Source organism: Neorhizobium sp. P12A (genome assembly GCF_008365395.1).
In the GTDB taxonomy this organism is placed as follows: domain Bacteria; phylum Pseudomonadota; class Alphaproteobacteria; order Rhizobiales; family Rhizobiaceae; genus Rhizobium.
This window is the reverse complement of record NZ_QOVX01000030.1, coordinates 18,011-36,753: the sequence shown is the minus strand read 5'-3', so window position 1 is coordinate 36,753 and position 18,743 is coordinate 18,011. Positions and strand designations below refer to the sequence as shown.

Here is an 18,743-nt window from a genome sequence, read left to right as displayed (position 1 = left end):
CTTCAACCGTGTTGCCTTCGCCGCGGCACACGTCGTCGTCGACCCGCTGGCCGACAACGATCCCTGGCTTGATCGCAACATCGACTGGGAGCGCACGATCGCGTTTCGCGAATATCTCTGGGATCTCGGTCTCGGCGTCGCCGAGGCCATGGACACGGCGCAACGCGGGATGGGGCTCGATTGGGCCGGCGCAAAGGAGCTGATCACCCATGCCCAGTCAGCGGCACGCGGCCGTTCCGACGCTTTGATTGCCTATGGTGCGGGTACGGATCACCTTGCATCCGGTCCTGACGTTAGCGTGGATGACGTCATCCGGGCCTATGAGGAGCAGGTGGCTTTCGTCGAAGGGCAGGGCGGCCGTATCATCCTGATGGCAAGCCGCGCCCTGGCGGCTGCCGCCAAGGGACCGGATGACTATGTCCGCGTCTATGACCGGATACTCTCCCAGGTGCGCGAGCCCGTCATCATTCATTGGCTCGGCGACATGTTCGATCCGGCGCTCAGCGGCTACTGGGGCTCCAAGGACGATCTTAGGGCGATGGATACGGCGGTCGGCATCATCAACGCCAATGCCGCCAAGGTCGATGGCGTGAAGATATCGCTGCTGTCGGCGGAAAAGGAGATCCTGATGCGCCGACGTCTCGATCCGCGCGTGAAGATGTATACCGGCGACGATTTCAACTATGCCGAACTGATCGCCGGCGACGAGCAGGGCTATTCGCACGCTCTTCTCGGCATTTTCGATGCGATCGCTCCGGCGGCCAGCGTTGCATTGCAGAAACTGGCCAAGGGCGACATGGATTCGTTTCATGCGGCCCTGGCGCCGACCGTTCCGCTCTCAAGGCATATCTTCAAGGCACCGACCCGTTTCTACAAGACCGGCGTGGTGTTCCTCGCCTATCTCAACGGCTTCCAGAGCCATTTCCACATGCTCGGCGGCCAGCAGAGCACGCGCTCAATCGTCCACCTGTCTGAGCTGTTTCGATTGGCCGATCAGGCACGCGTGCTACGCGATCCCGATCTGGCGGCGCATCGCATGGCGATGGTGCTCGCGACGGCAGGGCTTTAAGGCGGGAGCAGCGAACAATGGCACCAATAGGGGCAGCAGCAGGGGCAGTGGACGGTCTATCCATCAATCTTGCCACCGTGCGCGAGCAATACAATATGCGACAAGCGGTCGAGGCTTGTCTGACGCAGGGCATCACCGCGATTTCTCCGTGGCGCGATCAGGTTCATGCGATCGGGCTCGCCGAGGCAGCCCGCATCGTTGCCGACAACAGGCTGAGGGTTACCGGTCTTTGCCGCGGCGGCATGTTCCCGGCCGCCGATGCCACAGGCCAGACCGCAGCCATCGATGACAACAAACGCGCCATCGACGAGGCCGCAGCGTTGAATGCCGATTGCCTCGTGCTCGTCGTCGGCGGCCTTGCGCCCGGCTCGCGCGACATTTCCAGCGCGCGCGACATGGTCGCAGACGGCATCGCTGCCATCCTGCCGCATGCGCGGGCCGCAGGTATTCCGCTGGCGATCGAGCCGCTGCATCCGATGTATGCCGCCGACCGGGCCTGCGTGAACACGCTCGAGCAAGCGCTCGACATCTGCGATCTGCTGGGCGACGGGATCGGCGTCGCGATCGACGTCTACCATGTCTGGTGGGATCCGAAGCTTTATGAACAGATTGCGCGCGCCGGTGCCGCCAGGCGCATCTTCGCTCACCATATCTGCGACTGGCTGGTACCGACCACGGATCTGCTGCTCGATCGCGGCATGATGGGTGACGGCGTCATCGATCTCAAAGGCATCCGTGCCGCGATCGAGAAAGCCGGATATCACGGAACGCAGGAGGTCGAGATCTTCTCGGCCCAGAACTGGTGGAAGAAGCCGGGCGAAGAGGTGCTTTCCACATGCATCGAACGGTTTCGGACAGTATGCTGACTTTTACATCTCTATCTGGAGGAGGTAGCAATGAGCTTTCAATCATTTAATCCCACAAACGGCGAACTGATTGGCACCTACGAAGAACAGAGCGATGCCGATGTGGAGCGCCTGTTACAGCAATCATTCGACACATGGAAAAGCTGGTCGCAGACGCCGCTGCAGGAGCGCAAGGCGTTCCTCATTCGGCTTGCGGATCTTCTTGAACAAAGAGTCGACGAATATGCCGCACTCATTGTTTCTGAAATGGGCAAGCCGTTTGCGGAAGCACAGGGCGAGGTTAAGAAATCGGCCTTTGGCGCTCGTCATTTTGCAGGCGACGGGGCGGCCTATGTCGCTGACGAGGCCATTCCAGGAACGCCAGCCAAGATCGTCTATCAATCGCTCGGACCGATCTTTGGTGTCATGCCTTGGAACCTGCCGTTCTGGCAGGTGCTGCGCTTCTTCATTCCCGCCGCTCTCGTCGGCAACACCGTTGTCGTCAAGCACGCCGAAAGCGTGCAGGGATCGGCAGCGGCCATCGAGACGCTCGTCCTTGATGCCGGTGGTCCGGTGGGCCTGTACACAAATCTGGTGATCGACCGCAAGCGTGCCCCCGCCATCATTAGCGATCCGCGCATCGCCGCCGTCACCGTAACCGGAAGTACGCAAGCCGGCCGATCGGTGGCGCAGCAGGCAGGGTCGCTTGGCAAGAAAGTCGTGTTGGAACTCGGTGGGTCCGATCCGTTCATCGTGTTCAGCGATGCCGATTTCGACAAGGCGGTCCAGATGGCCGTCGTATCGCGCTATTCGAACAATGCGCAGAGCTGCATTGCCGCCAAGCGGCTTCTGGTGGAGGAATCGATCGCAGAACGCTTTACTGCGGCATTCGTGGAAGCCGCCAAGAAAATACCGGTTGGCGATCCCATGAGCCCGGAGACCAAGCTTGGGCCACTTGCCCGAAGGGATATTCGCGACAACGTCCAGCGGCAGGTTGACGACGCCGTTAGGGCAGGTGCGCGGATCCTGACCGGCGGGAAGTCGATCGAAGGTCCGGGCAACTTTTATGAAGCGACGGTTCTATCGCACCTGCCGCACGATGCCGATGTCGCTCGAGAGGAATTCTTCGGGCCCGTGGCGATGCTCTTCACCTTCAGGGATGAAGATGAAGCAATCGCGCTCGCAAACGATACGGAATATGGCCTCGGTGCCGCCGTATGGAGCGGCAACGCCGAGCGGGCGGAGAGGGTGGCAGGCCGCATAGAGGCGGGCGCCGTTTTCATCAATGATTTCGTGCGATCGGACCCACGCGCTCCTTTTGGTGGCGTCAAGGGCTCAGGGTTTGGTCGCGAGCTCGGAGATCTCGGAGCAAGAGAGCTGACAAACGCCAAGCTCGTCTGGAAGGGTGCCTGATCGGCAAAGGTCAACCAAAAGAAAACGGCCGCGATCAGATCACTGGTCGCGGCCGTTTTGTCAAAAAAGCCCTAGGCGATCCTGTTCATCAGCATTTTTCTGGCCAGAAACACAGCGCCCTCGACCGGCGAAACATCGAGAACATGCACGACGAGAGATGGGTTCGTTTCACCGACCGATCGTTTGAAGCCCTCCAGCAATCTCGTCTGGTTGACGATTACGCTGCCGGCGACAACGATATCCGTTCCGACCGCGCCGCGGGCAATCAGTTGCGCGACCAGCGCGGCAAGATGCCGGGCGCCGTCCTCGATCACTCCGGCGGCCAGGTCTGAACCCGCATCGGCGGCAGCAAAGACGCTGGGGCAATGCGGTGCCCAGTTTTCGGCGGTAGGGTCGTCATTGACCCGGCGGGTCAGGCGTTCCGCATCTTCAACGCCGAAATCCGCAATCAGTGCGCCGAGCAGCCCGTCGGCGGGGCGACCTTCGTCTGCGGCCCGCAATGCAGCGCGGGCTGCCTCTCGCACAAGAGCGGCGGCTCCCCCCTCATCGCCGATGACCGAGCCCCAGCCGCCCGATGACAGCGGCTTGCCGTTGCTGTCTGCGCCGACCCCGATTGCTCCGGTCCCGGCGATAATACCGAACCCTTGTGAAAAGCCGGCGGCCGGCACGATCAAGGCGGCGTCGTTAACCGCTTTTGCCTGGTAGCCATGAGCGCGCAATTCCGCTTCGAGCTGCGTGGCAATATCGGCGCTGTTGACGCCCTGAGCCCCAAATGCGGTCGCGCCGATTTTCAAATCGGCGGGAACGTGGGCGCGCAATCGCTCCGCAATCCAAGCCGCTCCGTCTCGTGGAGGCTCGGCGTCCCATCCGTTGCTCGAAACAACGATATCGACCAGTCTGACGCCATCAATCGTTTCAACCACGATATGCGTTTTCGTACCGCCCACATCCAGAGCAATGAGGCACTCACTCATGTTGACGTCCTCTCAGGCAACTTTTGTATCGTGGTTTTCAAACACGAATGCGTCCGGATCCAACCCGCGCGCAACAGCGGTCTCGACGGCGATGGTCTGCATGACGATCGCCTCCAGGAGAGGCCGCTGCGTTGCCGGCAACACCGGCAGGCTGATATGGCTCAGATGGTCTTCGGGCGTGACACTCAATGGGCTGATCAGGATTGTCTGATGTCCGGCGCGTGCAAGCGTGGTCGCCAACTGTACTTCGCGCTCGTCGCCGAAGATGATGTGCGTGCCGAGGCCCGCAGATTCCATCGCGCCGTGAAGATACTGTCTGGTGGACATGCCCGTCGCCGGAATTCGGGCAATTTCGCGAAGAAGCAGCGAGCCGACTTCGGCCGAGCCCACGGACGAGGCGATAGCGGCGCAATCGACGTATTGAGCATGTCGAAGGCGACCGACGAGTTCTTCTTTTTGCGCGGCAAGCCTGCTCTCCAGCGCGCGAACGGCATCCGCGACGGATGACCAGGATGGCTCAATCGTTCCGCCATCCCAGCTCTCTGCGATCATGCCGAGGGCGGCGATCGTCGCCGTGTAGCCGATGGTCGATGCATAGCTGTCCGCAATACCGCCAAGCGAAATGTTCTGGCGGGACAGATCGGCGATGGGCGAGCCCTTGGCATTGACGACGGAGAGACGATACGTCTGATCAACGCTCTTCAGGACGGCAAGTGTTTCCGAGCTCTTGCCGCTCTGCGAAACGCCGATGATCGGATGCGCGCTCCGGGGAAAGGGAAGGGGATACTCTCCGGCATTCAGCCGCAGGGAATGGATCTGACGCGAGCGCAGTTCCCAGACCGCCGCAGCCGAGGCGGCAAAACTGGCGCCTATGCCAAGAAAGATCGGTCCTGGTCCCCCAAGCACGTTCGCGCGCTGGGCCGCCTGCACTTCGGCGGCAATTGCAGGTATTGCGCTGTCCAAGGCGTTGGCCTGGGCCGTTCGAGCCTCGGCGAGCGAAATGTAGCCTTTTACCAATTGGTGTCTCCTTGGTTGCATCGTCGATCGGCCTGGAGCGGCATCAGCACGTCTCGCCATTTCGATCGTTCGTTTTGTTGGGTGAGGTTAAGGCCCTGAGCTGAGATTGCGCATCGACCTCTAGACGGTTTTTCCAGTACGGGAGAAAGACGTCCTCAGACGGTAACGGTCGCCGGCGTAGCGGATCGTCGAGCAGAGCACGGGCCGGCCGGAGCTGTCCTCGATCAACTGCTTCATCGCCAGAATCGGCATTCCGACCTCTATCTCGAGATGCTTCGCGAGTTCGAAATCGGCTCCTTGAGCTTCTATCGTCGAATCTGCCCGCGCCAGGTCGACACCCGCATCCGTCAACAGACGGAACAGGGAAGCATTGGCGAAATCGACGCCGGCAAGATCAAGGCCGCGCATCAGCGGGAAGTAGGACGTGTCGACGGCGACCGGCACGCCGTCGAGCCTTCGAACCCTGTCCAAATGGAAAATCATCGAGCCCGGAGCGATCGAAAGAATCTCCGCCTGATCAAGGGTTGCGGCGGCCTGGCGTGCGCTCAGGACATCCGACGACGGAGCAAGGCCGAGACGGGCAGCCGTTTCGCTGAACGACTCCAGCGTTTGCGGAAACTCCTGATGGGCTTCGGTCGCAACATACCATCCCCGTCCGTGCGACGACACCAGAACGCCGCTGTTGACGAGGCTCTGCAAGGCTCTGCGCAGGGTCACGCGGCTGATGGCCAGTTTTTCGAGCAATTCGCGTTCCGGCGGCAGGCGGCCGCCGGCACCGAGTTTCAGGACGGCGATCTCGCGCGTAATGGCCCTTGAGGCTTGCTGCCATAACGGCTCAGGCGAATCCGATTGAAGCGGAGCGACCCGCGCATCCAGTTTGGACATCAACTCACCGCCACCTTTTCCCACATTTTCGTCTTCATCGAGCGATAGCAAGCATCGATAATTCGATTGACGATCACCCCATCCTCAAAGGTCTCGGCCGGTGCCTCGCCTTTTGCGTAGCAGTCGATGAAGTGACGCATCTGCTGCGAAAAGCCATAGGCGCGGGTCTCTTCAGGAACAGGATAGACCCAGCCGGTCTCCGCATCGGCTTTTTCGACCGTATAACCGACCGGCTTCTCGACAAAACCCCACACCGGTCCGACCGACGTGTCCGTCACGATTCGTCCCCCGGAGCCCACGAGCTCATGGCGAAGCTGCATGCCGCCCTTTTCGATCCAGGACGATTCGATCGTTGCGAGTTCGCCGCCTGCAAATTTGAGCAATGCAATCGACGCATCTTCACCTGTCGTCTTGTCCCCATGAACCATCGTGCTTCCCCAGGCCATCACTTCGACAACCGGGTTGTCCTTGCCGAAAAAGTGACGAGCGGATTCTACGGTATGGCAACCCATGTCAAGCAAGGCGCCGCCGCCTGCTGTTTCCGCGTTCCAGAAATGAGGCGCGTGCGGTCCCGAATGGGCTTCCCGAGCCCGCATCGTCAGCAGTTTGCCGATGCCGCCCGCCTGGACCATCTGGTAGGCCTTGGCGATGTTTGGGGAAAAGACGGAACTCTCGGCGTAGCCGTGCCAGATGCCGGCATCCAACACCGCCTTCAGCATCTCGGCCGCCTCCGGCTCGGTTCGTGCGAGGGGCTTGGTGCAGATGACGGCCTTGCCGTGGCGGGCGACGATCCGGACGGCCTCAAGATGAACCTCGTTCGGCACGGCGATGACGACGACATTCACCGTCGGGTCGGCGCACAATGCGTCCATGTCCGTATAAGCGCGGACGTCCGGCCCCCACTTGGCAGAAAATGCAGACGCTCGTTGCGCGTCTCGCGAATAGCATGCGGCCAGCTTCGCGTTCCGCACGTCCAAGAGCGCGTCAGCGTAGCAATCACCGATAAAGCCGGAGCCCAATAGTCCTACACCGATCATGCTGTCCTCCACGAGTCGAAATTGCCGAATAAGCGTTTCAAGCAATACCACATAAGACAAAAATGGGAAGAAAAAATAAAACTTGCTACATCTTGTATTGAGAGGTATTTTCCAACTTGTTAACTCGGGTCCGCCGAAGGGCCTGAGCGGGAGCAGTTTCAGAGCCTTTTAAAAATGGGAGAATATCAAATGCGTTATAGGCATGCATTGATCAGCAGCGCTTTGACGTCGCTGGGCCTCGGTCTTGCGTTGGTCGCAGGCAGCGCCTTTGCTGACGACGCCGTTACGCTCAAGTTGGGAAGCTGGCGCACCGAAGACATTGCCGTTTGGCAGGACAAGGTGCTGCCCGCTTTTGAGGCGAAGCATCCGAATATCAAGGTCGAGTTCGCCCCTATCAATACAAACGAATACAACGCCGCCATTCAGTCGCAGATCGAGGCGGGCGCTGGGCCTGACCTGCTGACCTGCCGTCCGTTCGATGTGAATCGCGAGTGGATCGGCAGAGGATATTTCGAGCCGCTCGCCGATTTCGACGGCATGAAGAATTTCGCGGCGACGTCGCAGGCGGCCTGGACGGATGCAAAGGGTGCGCCGTTCTGCTTGCCGGTCGCAGCCGTCCTCGCCGGCTTCTACTATAACGTCGACATCTTCAAGGAGCTTGGCCTGGAAGTTCCCAAGACGCAGGACGAGTTCATCAAGGTTTTGCAGAAGATCAAGGATAACGGCAAATACACGCCGCTGGCCTATGGATCTGCCGAATCCTGGCAGCTGGCCTATAACGGCCTTTACAATATCGGCCCGGCCTACTGGCATGGCGAAGACGGGCGGCTCGGCCTGATCGATGGAACCAAGAAGCTGACGGATCCGGAATTCGTTCAGGCGTTTGCCGCCTTTGCGGCATGGAAACCCTTCCTTCCGGCGGGCCAGGCCAGCCTTCAATATGCCGATATGACGCAGTTGTTTACCCTCGGCAAAGCGGCGATCCTTCCCGATGGCTCGTGGGATATCAACCAGGTGACGGCGACCGGCCTCAATGTCGGGGTCTTCGGTCCGCCGGCCTCCAAGGACGGCGACAAGCGCTACCTGCAGGAAATGCCGGATATGGCGATCGGCATCAACAAGGCCAGCAAGCACAAAGATGCCGCGAAGGTGTTTCTGACCTGGCTTGCCAGCCCGGAATTCCAGGAGATCTACGTCAACGAGGCTCCAGGCTTCTTTGCGATGAGCAACCAGCCCGTGACCTACAAGAACGAGCTGGCGCAAAAATTCGCCGACCTGAAGAAAGGCGCGCAGTTGACGCCGCGTCTCGCGCTTGATCGTCTGAGCGCAGGCAATCCTCCGCTCGACGATGAGATCTGGCGCGTCCTTCAGACGATGATGATCGGCGATGATGTCACGCCGGAAAAGGCGACGGCCGAACTGCAGGCTGGCCTCGCCTCATGGTATGCTCCTCAAAAGAAGTAAGCCGGCTCAAACAGCTTTCACGCGCCAAGCAATCGGTGCGTGGAAGTACGTGCTGCATGGATATCCCGCATTCGAGAATACGGAGCTTGCCGAGTGAATCGTCCTGCGACAGCCCGCTGGAGCTTATTTCTGTTCGTCTTGCCAGCGCTGGCGATCTATCTCGCCTTTGCCGTTTTGCCCCTGGCGGCGTCTATCGTCATGAGTTTCTTCGATACCGACAACCCGACCCGCCCGACCTTCGTCGGCCTGGCCAACTATTTCTATCTGTTCACCCACCCTGTCACGAGTGCGCGCTTCTGGAACGCGCTTCTGAACAACATCGAATATTTTGCAATTCACCTCGTCGTCGAAGTTCCGATCGGCCTCCTGTTGGCCGCGCTTCTGACATCGGGCGTCCTCAAGCGCTCGGAGGGAGTTTACCGTACACTCCTGTTTGTTCCGGCCACGCTGTCGGTGGTCATCGTGGGATTCATCTGGCGGCTTATCATCAATCCGCTGTGGGGATTGGTCAGCTTTCCACTGCTTGGAACCGCGAGCACGGCCCTTCCGACGATCTCGCTGATGTCGGTCTGGCAATATGTCGGCATTCCGATGATCTTCCTCTATAGCGCACTTCTTGCTGTACCGGACGATATCGTCGAGGCGGCGCGCTTGGACGGTGCCAGCAATTGGAAGATATTCTGGGGCATCAAGTTTCCGCTCATCGCTCCGCAGTTCGGCCTGATCGTCATCCTCACCTACATCTGGACCTTCAACGGTTTCGACCTGGTATTCGCATTGAACGGGGCCGCACCCGGACCGAATTACAGCACCGATATTCTCGGCACGTTTTTCTACAGGACGTTCTTCGGCTCAAGCGGCCAGGTCGCCAATCTGGATCTCGGAGCAACCGTTGCAACCGTGATCTTCACGATGATGCTGGTGGTAACCGCCATCTATTTCTGGCTGGTTCAGCGCCGCCTGAAACAGCACCAGATTTAGGAGCCGGCCATGGATACGCCAAACCATCGCAAAACCGAGACCCGCAATGGGAGAGCCGAACTGATCGTGGTGCACGGGCTGCTGATCTTGTTCGTCCTGCTGGCGCTCGGGCCGATCTTGATCGTGATCTTGAATTCGTTCAAAACGACGCCCGCGATCTTCGGGGGCCCCTTTGATCTGCCGACCGCGAAGACCTTCAGTGTCGATGGATATTTGCGCGTTTTCACGCGCGGAAATTTCCTGATGAACTACAAGAACAGCCTGATCGTTACCGTTGCGACGATTATGCTGACCGTCGCAACCTCGGCATTGGCCGCCTTCGCTCTCGTTGAGTACCGTCTGCGGATGACCGCGCCACTGATTGGACTGTTCGTGGTCGGGATCATGCTGCCGATCCGATTGGGCACCGTTCCGATCCTGGAAATTATGATCTCCTGGAACCTCGTCGATACCCTGACGGCGTTGATCCTCGTTTATACGGCGATGAGTATTCCGATCGCAGTGACGCTAATGGTTGCCTATTTTCGGACCGTTCCGACCGAGCTCAAGGAGGCGGCCCGGATTGATGGCGCCGGAGAAATCCGCACCTTCCTGATCGCTTTGCCAATCGTGAAGCCTGGGCTTGCGGCGGTTGCCACCCTGACGATGTTGCCGGTCTGGAATGATCTTTGGTTTCCGCTGATCCTGGCCCCCAGCAAGTCCAACCAAACGGTAACGCTCGGCGTCCAGCAGTTCGTCGGGCAGTTCCTCAGCGACTATCCGGCCTTGCTTGCTGCGTTAACGCTTGGGGCGGTGCCGTTGATCGTCCTTTACGTGATCTTCTCGCGACAGTTCATCAGAGGCCTCAGCCAGGGTGTCGGCAAATAGCTGCCCGAGGAAAAGGTTTCCATCTGACTTTGGAAAATGGAGTGCCGCATGGCGGATGTTAAAATCAGCAAACTTTACAAGCGCTTCGGTGCCATCGATGTCTTGAAGGACATCAATCTCGAAATCAAATCCGGGGAGTTCGTGGCCTTTGTCGGGCCTTCGGGCTGCGGCAAATCCACGTTGTTGCGGTGCATATCCGGGCTCGAGCTGATCTCCGAGGGCACGTTGGAAATCGGTGGTCAAGACGTGACCGATGTCGGCCCCTCGCAGCGCGGCATCGCCATGGTGTTTCAGTCCTACGCGCTCTATCCGCATATGACCGTCTTCGACAACATGGCCTATTCGCTCAGGCTGCAGAAGATGCCGAAGGACAAGGTTCGCGACATGGTGCAAGCGGCGGCGGAAAAGCTGCAACTGACGCCCTATCTTCAGCGTCTTCCGAAAGCTCTGTCGGGTGGGCAACGGCAACGTGTTGCCATCGGACGGGCGATCGTCCGCAATCCCAAGGTCTTTCTCTTCGACGAGCCGCTGTCCAATCTGGACGCCGCCCTTCGCGTGCAGATGCGAATGGAGATTGCCCAGCTGAACAAGACATTGTCCGATACGGCGATGATCTATGTGACGCACGACCAGGTCGAGGCGATGACAATGGCGGACCGTATCGTCGTCCTTCGCAACGGCGTCGTCGAGCAGGTGGGAACGCCGATGGAGCTTTATGAAAATCCGCGAACGCTCTTCGTGGCTCAGTTCATCGGCTCGCCGGAGATGAATTTCATTACCGGCAAAAACGCGGCTGCCTATCAGGCCGAGACGGTTGGCGTCCGTCCGGAACATCTGCAGATCGAAAGCAGCGGCGGCGCTTGGTTTGGCAGCGTCGTCCACTACGAAAACCTGGGCGCCGACTCCTACATCTATGTGGACATGGGTATGGCGAAGCCGATCATTATTCGTGAGGACGGAAGATCGTCTTATTCGACCGGCGAAAAAGTCAACTTTTCTCCCAAAGGGAAAAGCTATCACTTGTTTGATGGGCAAGGGAGACCGATCCCATCAGTGACGTGATCGCGTCGAACGCTGTCGATCTGAATGCGGATGAGGCAAGCTTGAATCGCCTGGATGGGATCTCCTGTCGGGAGGCGTTAAGAGCAAGCTCACGGCCGTTTGGGCGGACCACATTAGATTTCGTCTAAGTCACGATCATTGAATTCGGACTGACGCTCGCAAGCGTCTTTCACGGCGAGATGAGCTTCGCTACATACCGGCGAAGTGTCTCGCCCGGACGTCGGTTCGAATCCCATCAAGAGCAATTCCAATAGCATTCAGCATGGAACCTCGCTCCGAACACATTGGCCATTAGAGCTTCTGCATTGTCCGGGGAATATTGGGAACTTCTGTTGGGCGGTTGGGCCGGGATTGCCGCGCAAGGGTCGGCTCTATCGGAATTGGTTTGAAAGCGCATCCAGCGCCGGACGCTCGGAGCGCCGGCGCTGCATTGGCGAGTTTGTCAGGCCGCGGAATTCCGCCGAAGCTCCTGGCGAATTTCCTCGGAGTGTTCCCCGAGAGTCGGGGGCGGAAGGAATTCCACGGGAACATTGCCGTTGACCGTGATAGCCGGACGAATCGTGCGCACTTCCCCTTCGGTCGGATGCATCGCTCGGATTTCGAGTTTCATGTACTTTGCCTGCGGATCCTCAAGCGCTTCATCCAGATCGTAGACCGGTGCGCAGGGAACATCGTTGGCGACGAGAGCGTCGAGCCATTGCTGCCGGGTCTTGGTGCGGAACAGCATGGCCAGTTCAAGGCGCAGCGCCTCGTGATTGTCGACGCGATTCATGCGGGTGGCAAAACGCGGATCGGCGGCGAGTTGAGGATGTTGGGTAGCAGTGACGAGTCCCGTCCAGAATTTTTCCGGCGAAGACAGATGCAACGCCACCAGCTTGTCGTCCGCGCAGGCAAGCACATAGGACTGCGATACCGCGGCACGGCCATAGGGTCCCGGCGTGACGCCGGAATTGAAGTAATTCGAATAGGGCTCGATGGAAAAATGCGTCATCGCTTCCAACATCGAGACTTCGATCAGGCGCCCCTTGCCCGTAATCCCACGTTCGATGAGCGCCGCCATGATACCATTGGAGGCGTAAAGTCCGGTCACCGCGTCAGCAATGGCGGGCCCCATGACCTTGGGAGCTGCGGGATCGACGAGCATATTCAGGAAACCGCTCATCGACTGGGCGACTGTGTCATAGGTTGGCCGGTCGACATAGGGGCCGCCGCTTCCGAAACCGCTGATCGAGCAATAGACCAGCTTCGGATTGATCTTCATCAGCCGCTCCGCATCGAGACCCAGCTTCTTTGCAATGCCCGGCCTTGAATTCTGAATGAAAACATCAGAAGTCGAAAGCAGCTCATCGAAAACGGCAAGATCGTCCGCCTGCCGCGTGTCGAGGGTGATACTCCGCTTGTTCCTGTTGTAAGCCTGGAAATGCGGACTATAGAGACCGCCGCGAAAGCTGCGGAACGGATCGCCGCCATCCGGCCGCTCGACCTTGATGACGTCGGCCCCCATGTCGGCAAGCAGCATCGACGCATAGGGACCGGTGATGAACCCGCCGCATTCAAGCACGCGAATTGAACGGAGAGGCTTTTCGTTCGCCATTGAATTTATTCCTTGTCTTCTGTTTTTGATGTGGGGCCGTCATAGGCCACATGTTCCTCGCCGATGCTGGAGAGGGCGAAACCGATGGGACGATCCATTTCTTCCAGCAGATGGGCGAGAAGGCTTGCTGTCCGACCGATCAACGGAATGCCTTTGAGTGCCCTCATCGGAAAGCCGACATCGAGCAGCACGGCGGGAATGGCGCCGGAGACGTTAAGAGGCAGATGACGGCCATAGACATCGGGCACGGCCTCGACCACGGCCATGAGCGCCTCGCAATGGCGTCCGAATGTGCCCCGCTCGTGCGCATAGGCGAGCAAGCGTGTGGAGCGCGGATCTTCTTGCCGGTGAACCGGATGGCCGAAACCCGGGAGCGGCGACTTGGTCGCCTTGAGTTCGGCGACATGCTCGCGCACGATGGTACGCAGGTCGCCTGCTGTCTGCTCCACCCGGGCCACGATATCGGCCAGCATCCGGCCGGCGACTTCCGAGCTGCCCAGAATAACGGAACCGCAGCCGAGGAGGCCGGCCGATACCGCCCCGTGCAGGGCTTCGGGGGCTGCCGCAAAGGTCATGCGCGCCGCCTGCACCGACGGCACGAGGCCGTGCTCGGCGAGCGCCACAAGACAGGCGTTCAATATCGCCGACTGATCGCCGTTAGGCTTTTCGCCGGCAATCAGCAGAAAGGCGTAGTCTGTGAAGGAAATCTGCCCGATGATATCTGCGCAGAGATCGTATCCGCGAACGGTGATACGGTCGGGCTCGACATGGGCGATGGCGGAGGAAGGCTGACGACTGGTCATCGGTATGTCCAATTTTCGTATAGCGAAATTTTATTCGATATGCGAATTATCGAACAAGCGCTTGAAAGCTGTCAAGGGAGGACGCGTATCGAAAACGGCGGAAGTTGAGAGGAGGAGTGAGCTTACGCTCCCACCCTTCCGGCGACACATCCACCCCTCTGTACGATTGTGTGAGTATCGCCAAAGACTTCGCTGAAGGAAGCATTCTGGCGATCCTTGACATTCCGCGTTGCGAAAATTAATTCACTGAGCGGAGATCACGGAGATTACATTGGAACTGTCCCCCGAAAGTCCCGATTTCGTGACGGCGCTTGCCCGCGGGATAGATATTCTTCTGGTCTTCAGCAGGGAGAAACCGGAGCTGACGCTGAGCGAAGTCTCGGCGCTTGCCAATGTCGCGCCAGCAACGGCGCGGCGGTCGCTGCTGACGCTTCAGGCCCTCGGCTACGTGAGGAGCCACGGCAGGCGCTTCGTCTTGACGCCCCGGGTTCTGAAACTCAGTGCCTCTTTCCTTTCGTCGATGAACATGCAGGAGGTTGCAAACCAATATCTGCAGGATGTGGTCGACCAGACGGGCGACAGTTCCTCAGTCGCGGTCCTCGATAACGGCGAAGCGCTCTACATCGCCTCCGTCACCTCGAAGCGTTCCGTACGCCTGACCGCGGGTCTCGGCACGCGCTATCCTGCCTATGCGACCTCGCTCGGCCGCGTTCTGCTGGCCTATCTGCCGCCTGACCGGCTGGATCGGTATTTCGCCGAAACCGACCTCCGCAAGCTGACCGAGAAGACGGAGACCGACCCGACAGAGCTTCGCGCGATCTTGGCCGAGATTCGCGCCAACGGCGTCGCCAGCATCCAGGACGAACTCGACTACGGGGTCGTTTCGGTTTCCGTTCCGGTGTTTGCCGATAGCGGCGCCGTCGTTGCGGCCGTCAATTGCTCGACATCCCCTTCGCGGATTTCGCGTGAAGAAATGCTTGCAAGCCGGCTGCCGCTGCTGCAGGTGACCTCGCGCCAGATCTCGGAGACGTTGCGGCACAATCCGGCGCTTGTTCATTCCGTGCTCGGTTACTGACGGCGAAGCTGGCCATTGCGCGCTTACCTTTGACGAGTTTGCCTGTCGGCGCTCTTACCCCTCATGGCTGAAATACCGGGCAGCCCGCCGGCTGTACCGGACTTGTGCAATGGGATTTCGGAGCCGGTTGACAAACCCGGGTCATTGCCGCAACATTCGCAATACGAAAACTTTTTCGCTATACGAAATATCCCCAAGCGATGTTTCGGGAAAATGGGAGCGTGTGCGGCCGGAAAACTATGGAGACATCCGCTCGATGGCTTTCACGGGTCAATGAATGTAGTTTTAGGCAGGGAGGATTTGATGGCTGCCCGCATGAGTAAGGTCGCGTTTGCCGCGACAGTCGGCACGACGATCGAGTGGTACGATTTCTTCATCTACGGCACCGCCGCGGCGCTGGTGTTCAACAAGCTTTTTTTCCCGCAGGTAGACCCGCTGATCGGAACGTTGCTGGCATTCGGCACCTCGGCGACCGGCTTCCTTGCCCGCCCGCTCGGCGCGATCGTCGCCGGCCATTATGGCGACCGCGTCGGCCGCAAGGCACTGCTGATGATCACGCTCGTATTCATGGGCGGCGCGACCTGCCTTATCGGCCTATTGCCGACCTATGCGTCGATCGGCATCTTCGCCCCCATCCTGCTTCTGGTCCTGCGCGTCATCCAAGGTTTCGCCACCGGCGGTGAATGGGGCGGCGCGGCGCTGATGACCGTCGAACATGCCGGCGACAAACGACGTGGCCTATGGGGCAGCCTCATCACGGTCGGCATCGTGCTCGGGCTGGTGATCGCCTCTCTCGTCTTCAATCTCTTTACCCTGCTGCCGGATGACGCCTTCATGAGCTGGGGCTGGCGCATTCCCTTCCTGCTGAGCGCCGTCCTTGTCGTAATCGGTCTCTATATGCGCCTGAGCGTCGCGGAATCGCCCGAGTTCAAGAAAATGGCGGACCGTGGCGAACGTGAAAAGCAGCCGATGATCGCCGCGCTCAAGGAATGGCGCAGCATTCTGACGATCTTCCTTATTCGCACGGCGGAGAATTTCAGCTTCTACATCTTCGCGGCCTTCAGTCTAACCTATGTGTCGAGCGTGCTCGGTTTGCCGAAGACGATTGTCCTCAACGCCGTCATCGTCGCCGCTCTTGCTGAATGTGTGACATCAGTGCTGTTCGGCCTGCTTGCGGACCGCATCGGCAGCAAGAAGGTGATGCTAATTGGTCTGACGATCCAGTTGCTGCTCGCATTTCCGTTCTTCTGGCTTCTGGAATCGAAGTCGCCGGGCCTGATTACGCTGGCCCTGACGCTCGGTTTCGGCCTTGCCAACGGTGCGATCTCCTCCGTGCAGCCCGATTACTTTGCCCGCTTCTTTGCCGCCAATATCCGCTACAGCGGCATCTCGCTTGGCCGCGAGGCGGCAACAGTCATCGGCGCGGGATTGGCGCCTGTCATCGCCACGGCCCTGGTCTCCTGGTCGGGCGCCTCCTGGCCGGTCGCACTCTGCATGGGCGGAACGAGCCTGCTTGGCCTCGCGGCAGTCATTCTTGCCGGCAATAAAGGCGATGTTACCAGCAACAACGAACTCTCCCCCCTGGAAGTGTCCGGCCAAGTCCGCAAGGCTTGAAACATCCATCATCGGCAGGAGCCCGCCTATCGCGGCTCCTGCCGTCGACTTCATTGCTCAGGAAAATCCGCCAGGCTTTTGGGGCATTTACACTTTTTGCAATAAAAAATTACATACACAACTTAAGTAATCATTTACCATAATCCATCCAAGTTTGGGCATCGAACCTCTCGCTGCAACAAGAGCGAAAGCCGTCCCCAGATGTCTCAAACTTCGATAGCCGCACTCCTCACTCTCGGTGCAGCTTACCGCCATCCATTCCTCCCGGTTCTGGCGCTGGCCCTTGCGATCGTGGCCGCGCCACATGCCTTAGCTCAGCAGGTGACCATTGGCGGTGACAGCAATCCCTCGGATCCAGCGACCGTCGATGGCAGCGTTGATTTGACGATCGGTCAAAACGGGACGGGAGCGCTAGACATCAAGGATGGCGGCACTTTGACCGATGGAACCGGCTTTGTCGGCAATCATGACGGTAGCGTGGGTAACGTCACACTGTCGAGCAGCAACGGGAGTGTTTCGACCTGGATCAACGCCGGCGATCTCGTTGTCGGCCAGAACGGAACTGCCGACCTGACGATCCAGGATAGCAGCGAGGTGACCAACCAAAACGGATACATCGGGGCCACCACCGGTTCCGTCAGTAGGACCGTGGCTCCGAGCAACGTCACCGTTTCGGGTAGCGGCTCGACTTGGTCCAACTCCAGTCAACTTTTTGTTGGCGATGCCGGGACAGGTGAGCTGGACATTTTGGGCGGTGGCTTGGTGGAGAGTGGCATTGGTCTTGTTGGTAATCAGAACGGCGGCAACGGTGCGGTCACCGTTTCTGGCTACGGCTCCTATTGGAACAATAGCAATCAGATCGATATCTGCAATGAAGGCACCGGCACGCTCAGCGTCGAGAACGGTGGCATGGTGACCAGCTCAGAAGGGGATATCGGCGGCACCACCGGCAGTGCAGACACCGGCGACGGTACCGTCACGGTATCGGGTAACGATGGCGATGGCCACGCCTCGACCTGGAACACCGGCAATGTCTATGTCGGTTTCATGGGCACCGGTAGATTCAATATCTTTGATGGCGGCTTGGTGACCAGCGATGGGGGAGGGGGAGCCGCCGCAACCGGCTATATCGGTTATTCCAGTGGCAGCACCGGCATCGTCACGGTTTCGAGCAGCACAGGAGATGTCTCGACCTGGACGGTTACCAACGACATTGAGGTGGGAGTCGATGGCGTCGGCACGCTGAATGTGGAAAAAGGCGGCAAGGTGCACGTCGCTACCGATGTCACGATCGGCGTCAACGCTGGATCGAGTGGAAGGCTGAACCTCCTCGGGGATACGAGCGGGCGCGGTGTTCTTGAGACCGGTTCGGTGATCAAGGGCGACGGCACTGCGATCTTCAACTTCAACGGCGGCATCCTGCGCGCAACGCGGGATGAAACAGATTTCCTGCAGAATTTCGGCACGCAAGCGATCAGCATCGGTGCGAATGGCGCCGTCATCGATACGAACGGCTACGATATCGGCATCGCTCCCCGGTTTGACGGAACCGGTGGTTTAACCAAGGACGGTGCAGGCACGCTGGCCCTGACCGGGACAAGCACTTATACCGGGCCGACCGACGTCAACGCCGGTTCACTGCTGGTGAATGGTTCGATCGCAAACTCGGCCGTTCTCGTTCACGATCGAGCATCTTGTCAGGCTCCGGCACCGTCGGCGCCACGATAGTAGGGTCTGGCGGCACGATTGCGCCGGGCGATGGGGTCGGCACGATCTTCGTCAACGGAGATTACAAGCAGCAGGCCGGCCTATCAGGTCGAGGTCGATCCGACATCTTCGAGTGCGGATCGCATCGCCGTCATCGGCCAGGCAACGCTGGTTAATGGCGCCACTGTCAATGTGGTCAAGACCGTCAACGCGCCATATGTACTCGGCACCCGCTATACGATCCTCACCACCACCGGCGGTCTACATGGAACCTACGATCTCACGGGCGACACGGATCTGTCCGCATTCATCAGCCTTACCGACGACTACGATGCT

At 59.3% G+C, this 18,743-nt stretch carries 16 protein-coding genes; 10 read left to right on the top strand and 6 right to left on the bottom strand.

Annotation, left to right across the window (positions count from 1 at the left end; all coding sequences use genetic code 11):
- The 3 genes from DTW90_RS34355 to DTW90_RS34345 form a co-directional block, all read left to right on the top strand.
- Positions 1 to 1,069: dihydrodipicolinate synthase family protein (locus DTW90_RS34355; RefSeq protein ID WP_149344382.1), on the top strand; the 1,069-nt coding region annotated here is incomplete at its 5' end.
- A 17-nt stretch (positions 1,070 to 1,086) separates the two neighbouring features.
- Complete coding sequence (locus DTW90_RS34350) at positions 1,087 to 1,935, top strand: sugar phosphate isomerase/epimerase family protein (protein WP_149344380.1); 849 nt, start codon at positions 1,087 to 1,089, stop codon at positions 1,933 to 1,935.
- A 30-nt stretch (positions 1,936 to 1,965) separates the two neighbouring features.
- Positions 1,966 to 3,327: an NAD-dependent succinate-semialdehyde dehydrogenase gene (locus tag DTW90_RS34345; RefSeq protein WP_149344378.1), complete on the top strand. Its 1,362-nt coding sequence runs from the start codon at positions 1,966 to 1,968 to the stop codon at positions 3,325 to 3,327.
- A 71-nt stretch (positions 3,328 to 3,398) separates the two neighbouring features.
- Here DTW90_RS34345 and DTW90_RS34340 read toward each other — a convergent pair whose 3' ends face one another.
- The 4 genes from DTW90_RS34340 to DTW90_RS34325 form a co-directional block, all read right to left on the bottom strand.
- Positions 3,399 to 4,301: a BadF/BadG/BcrA/BcrD ATPase family protein gene (locus DTW90_RS34340; protein ID WP_149344377.1), complete on the bottom strand. Its 903-nt coding sequence runs from the start codon at positions 4,299 to 4,301 to the stop codon at positions 3,399 to 3,401.
- Between the two features lie 12 nt (positions 4,302 to 4,313).
- Complete coding sequence (locus DTW90_RS34335; RefSeq protein ID WP_210251460.1) at positions 4,314 to 5,318, bottom strand: SIS domain-containing protein; 1,005 nt, start codon at positions 5,316 to 5,318, stop codon at positions 4,314 to 4,316.
- Positions 5,319 to 5,438: 120 nt separating this feature from the next.
- Positions 5,439 to 6,203, bottom strand: coding sequence for a GntR family transcriptional regulator (locus DTW90_RS34330; RefSeq protein WP_149344373.1), 765 nt, complete (start codon positions 6,201 to 6,203; stop codon positions 5,439 to 5,441).
- On the bottom strand, positions 6,203 to 7,240 hold the full coding sequence (locus tag DTW90_RS34325; RefSeq protein WP_149344354.1) for a Gfo/Idh/MocA family oxidoreductase: 1,038 nt from the start codon (positions 7,238 to 7,240) through the stop codon (positions 6,203 to 6,205). Before DTW90_RS34325 ends, DTW90_RS34330 begins: the two co-directional genes overlap by 1 nt.
- A gap of 189 nt (positions 7,241 to 7,429) precedes the next feature.
- On the opposite strand from DTW90_RS34325, the gene DTW90_RS34320 reads away from it, so the two are divergent.
- The 4 genes from DTW90_RS34320 to DTW90_RS34305 all read left to right on the top strand — a co-directional run bounded on the left by DTW90_RS34320 (position 7,430) and on the right by DTW90_RS34305 (position 11,614).
- Complete coding sequence (locus tag DTW90_RS34320; RefSeq protein ID WP_188080160.1) at positions 7,430 to 8,704, top strand: ABC transporter substrate-binding protein; 1,275 nt, start codon at positions 7,430 to 7,432, stop codon at positions 8,702 to 8,704.
- A gap of 93 nt (positions 8,705 to 8,797) precedes the next feature.
- Positions 8,798 to 9,685, top strand: coding sequence for a sugar ABC transporter permease (locus DTW90_RS34315; RefSeq protein ID WP_149344350.1), 888 nt, complete (start codon positions 8,798 to 8,800; stop codon positions 9,683 to 9,685).
- Between the two features lie 9 nt (positions 9,686 to 9,694).
- A complete protein-coding gene (locus DTW90_RS34310) occupies positions 9,695 to 10,552 on the top strand; it encodes a carbohydrate ABC transporter permease (RefSeq protein ID WP_149344348.1) in 858 nt (285 codons plus the stop codon).
- 48 nt (positions 10,553 to 10,600) lie between these two features.
- A complete protein-coding gene (locus DTW90_RS34305) occupies positions 10,601 to 11,614 on the top strand; it encodes an ABC transporter ATP-binding protein (RefSeq protein WP_149344346.1) in 1,014 nt (337 codons plus the stop codon).
- Positions 11,615 to 12,056: 442 nt separating this feature from the next.
- Here DTW90_RS34305 and DTW90_RS34300 read toward each other — a convergent pair whose 3' ends face one another.
- Both DTW90_RS34300 and DTW90_RS34295 read right to left on the bottom strand, forming a co-directional pair.
- Entirely contained in the window at positions 12,057 to 13,208 is a 1,152-nt protein-coding gene (locus DTW90_RS34300) for a CaiB/BaiF CoA-transferase family protein (RefSeq protein WP_149344345.1), read from the bottom strand.
- Between the two features lie 5 nt (positions 13,209 to 13,213).
- Positions 13,214 to 14,011, bottom strand: a complete 798-nt coding sequence (locus DTW90_RS34295) for a citryl-CoA lyase (protein ID WP_149344343.1) — start codon at positions 14,009 to 14,011, stop codon at positions 13,214 to 13,216.
- 271 nt (positions 14,012 to 14,282) lie between these two features.
- On the opposite strand from DTW90_RS34295, the gene DTW90_RS34290 reads away from it, so the two are divergent.
- The 3 genes from DTW90_RS34290 (at position 14,283) to DTW90_RS34280 (ending at position 18,428) form a co-directional block, all read left to right on the top strand.
- Positions 14,283 to 15,086 carry an IclR family transcriptional regulator C-terminal domain-containing protein gene (locus tag DTW90_RS34290; RefSeq protein ID WP_210251459.1) on the top strand — a complete coding sequence of 268 codons (804 nt, stop codon included), beginning with the start codon at positions 14,283 to 14,285 and terminating at the stop codon, positions 15,084 to 15,086.
- Between the two features lie 303 nt (positions 15,087 to 15,389).
- Positions 15,390 to 16,700: an MFS transporter gene (locus DTW90_RS34285; protein ID WP_210251458.1), complete on the top strand. Its 1,311-nt coding sequence runs from the start codon at positions 15,390 to 15,392 to the stop codon at positions 16,698 to 16,700.
- A 201-nt stretch (positions 16,701 to 16,901) separates the two neighbouring features.
- Complete coding sequence (locus DTW90_RS34280; protein ID WP_149344340.1) at positions 16,902 to 18,428, top strand: autotransporter-associated beta strand repeat-containing protein; 1,527 nt, start codon at positions 16,902 to 16,904, stop codon at positions 18,426 to 18,428.
- Positions 18,429 to 18,743 lie beyond the last annotated feature (315 nt).

What these genes read in the sequence shown, in the direction of transcription:
- DTW90_RS34340 (WP_149344377.1), bottom strand. Translation starts at nt 4,301, where the DNA reads ATGAGTGAGTGCCTCATTGCTCTGGATGTGGGCGGTACGAAAACGCAT.
- DTW90_RS34330 (WP_149344373.1), bottom strand. Translation starts at nt 6,203, where the DNA reads ATGTCCAAACTGGATGCGCGGGTCGCTCCGCTTCAATCGGATTCGCCT.
- DTW90_RS34325 (WP_149344354.1), bottom strand. Translation starts at nt 7,240, where the DNA reads ATGATCGGTGTAGGACTATTGGGCTCCGGCTTTATCGGTGATTGCTAC.
- DTW90_RS34285 (WP_210251458.1), top strand. Translation starts at nt 15,390, where the DNA reads ATGGCTGCCCGCATGAGTAAGGTCGCGTTTGCCGCGACAGTCGGCACG.
- DTW90_RS34300 (WP_149344345.1), bottom strand. Translation starts at nt 13,208, where the DNA reads ATGGCGAACGAAAAGCCTCTCCGTTCAATTCGCGTGCTTGAATGCGGC.
- DTW90_RS34350 (WP_149344380.1), top strand. Translation starts at nt 1,087, where the DNA reads ATGGCACCAATAGGGGCAGCAGCAGGGGCAGTGGACGGTCTATCCATC.
- DTW90_RS34310 (WP_149344348.1), top strand. Translation starts at nt 9,695, where the DNA reads ATGGATACGCCAAACCATCGCAAAACCGAGACCCGCAATGGGAGAGCC.
- DTW90_RS34345 (WP_149344378.1), top strand. Translation starts at nt 1,966, where the DNA reads ATGAGCTTTCAATCATTTAATCCCACAAACGGCGAACTGATTGGCACC.
- DTW90_RS34295 (WP_149344343.1), bottom strand. Translation starts at nt 14,011, where the DNA reads ATGACCAGTCGTCAGCCTTCCTCCGCCATCGCCCATGTCGAGCCCGAC.
- DTW90_RS34320 (WP_188080160.1), top strand. Translation starts at nt 7,430, where the DNA reads ATGCGTTATAGGCATGCATTGATCAGCAGCGCTTTGACGTCGCTGGGC.
- DTW90_RS34305 (WP_149344346.1), top strand. Translation starts at nt 10,601, where the DNA reads ATGGCGGATGTTAAAATCAGCAAACTTTACAAGCGCTTCGGTGCCATC.
- DTW90_RS34280 (WP_149344340.1), top strand. Translation starts at nt 16,902, where the DNA reads ATGTCTCAAACTTCGATAGCCGCACTCCTCACTCTCGGTGCAGCTTAC.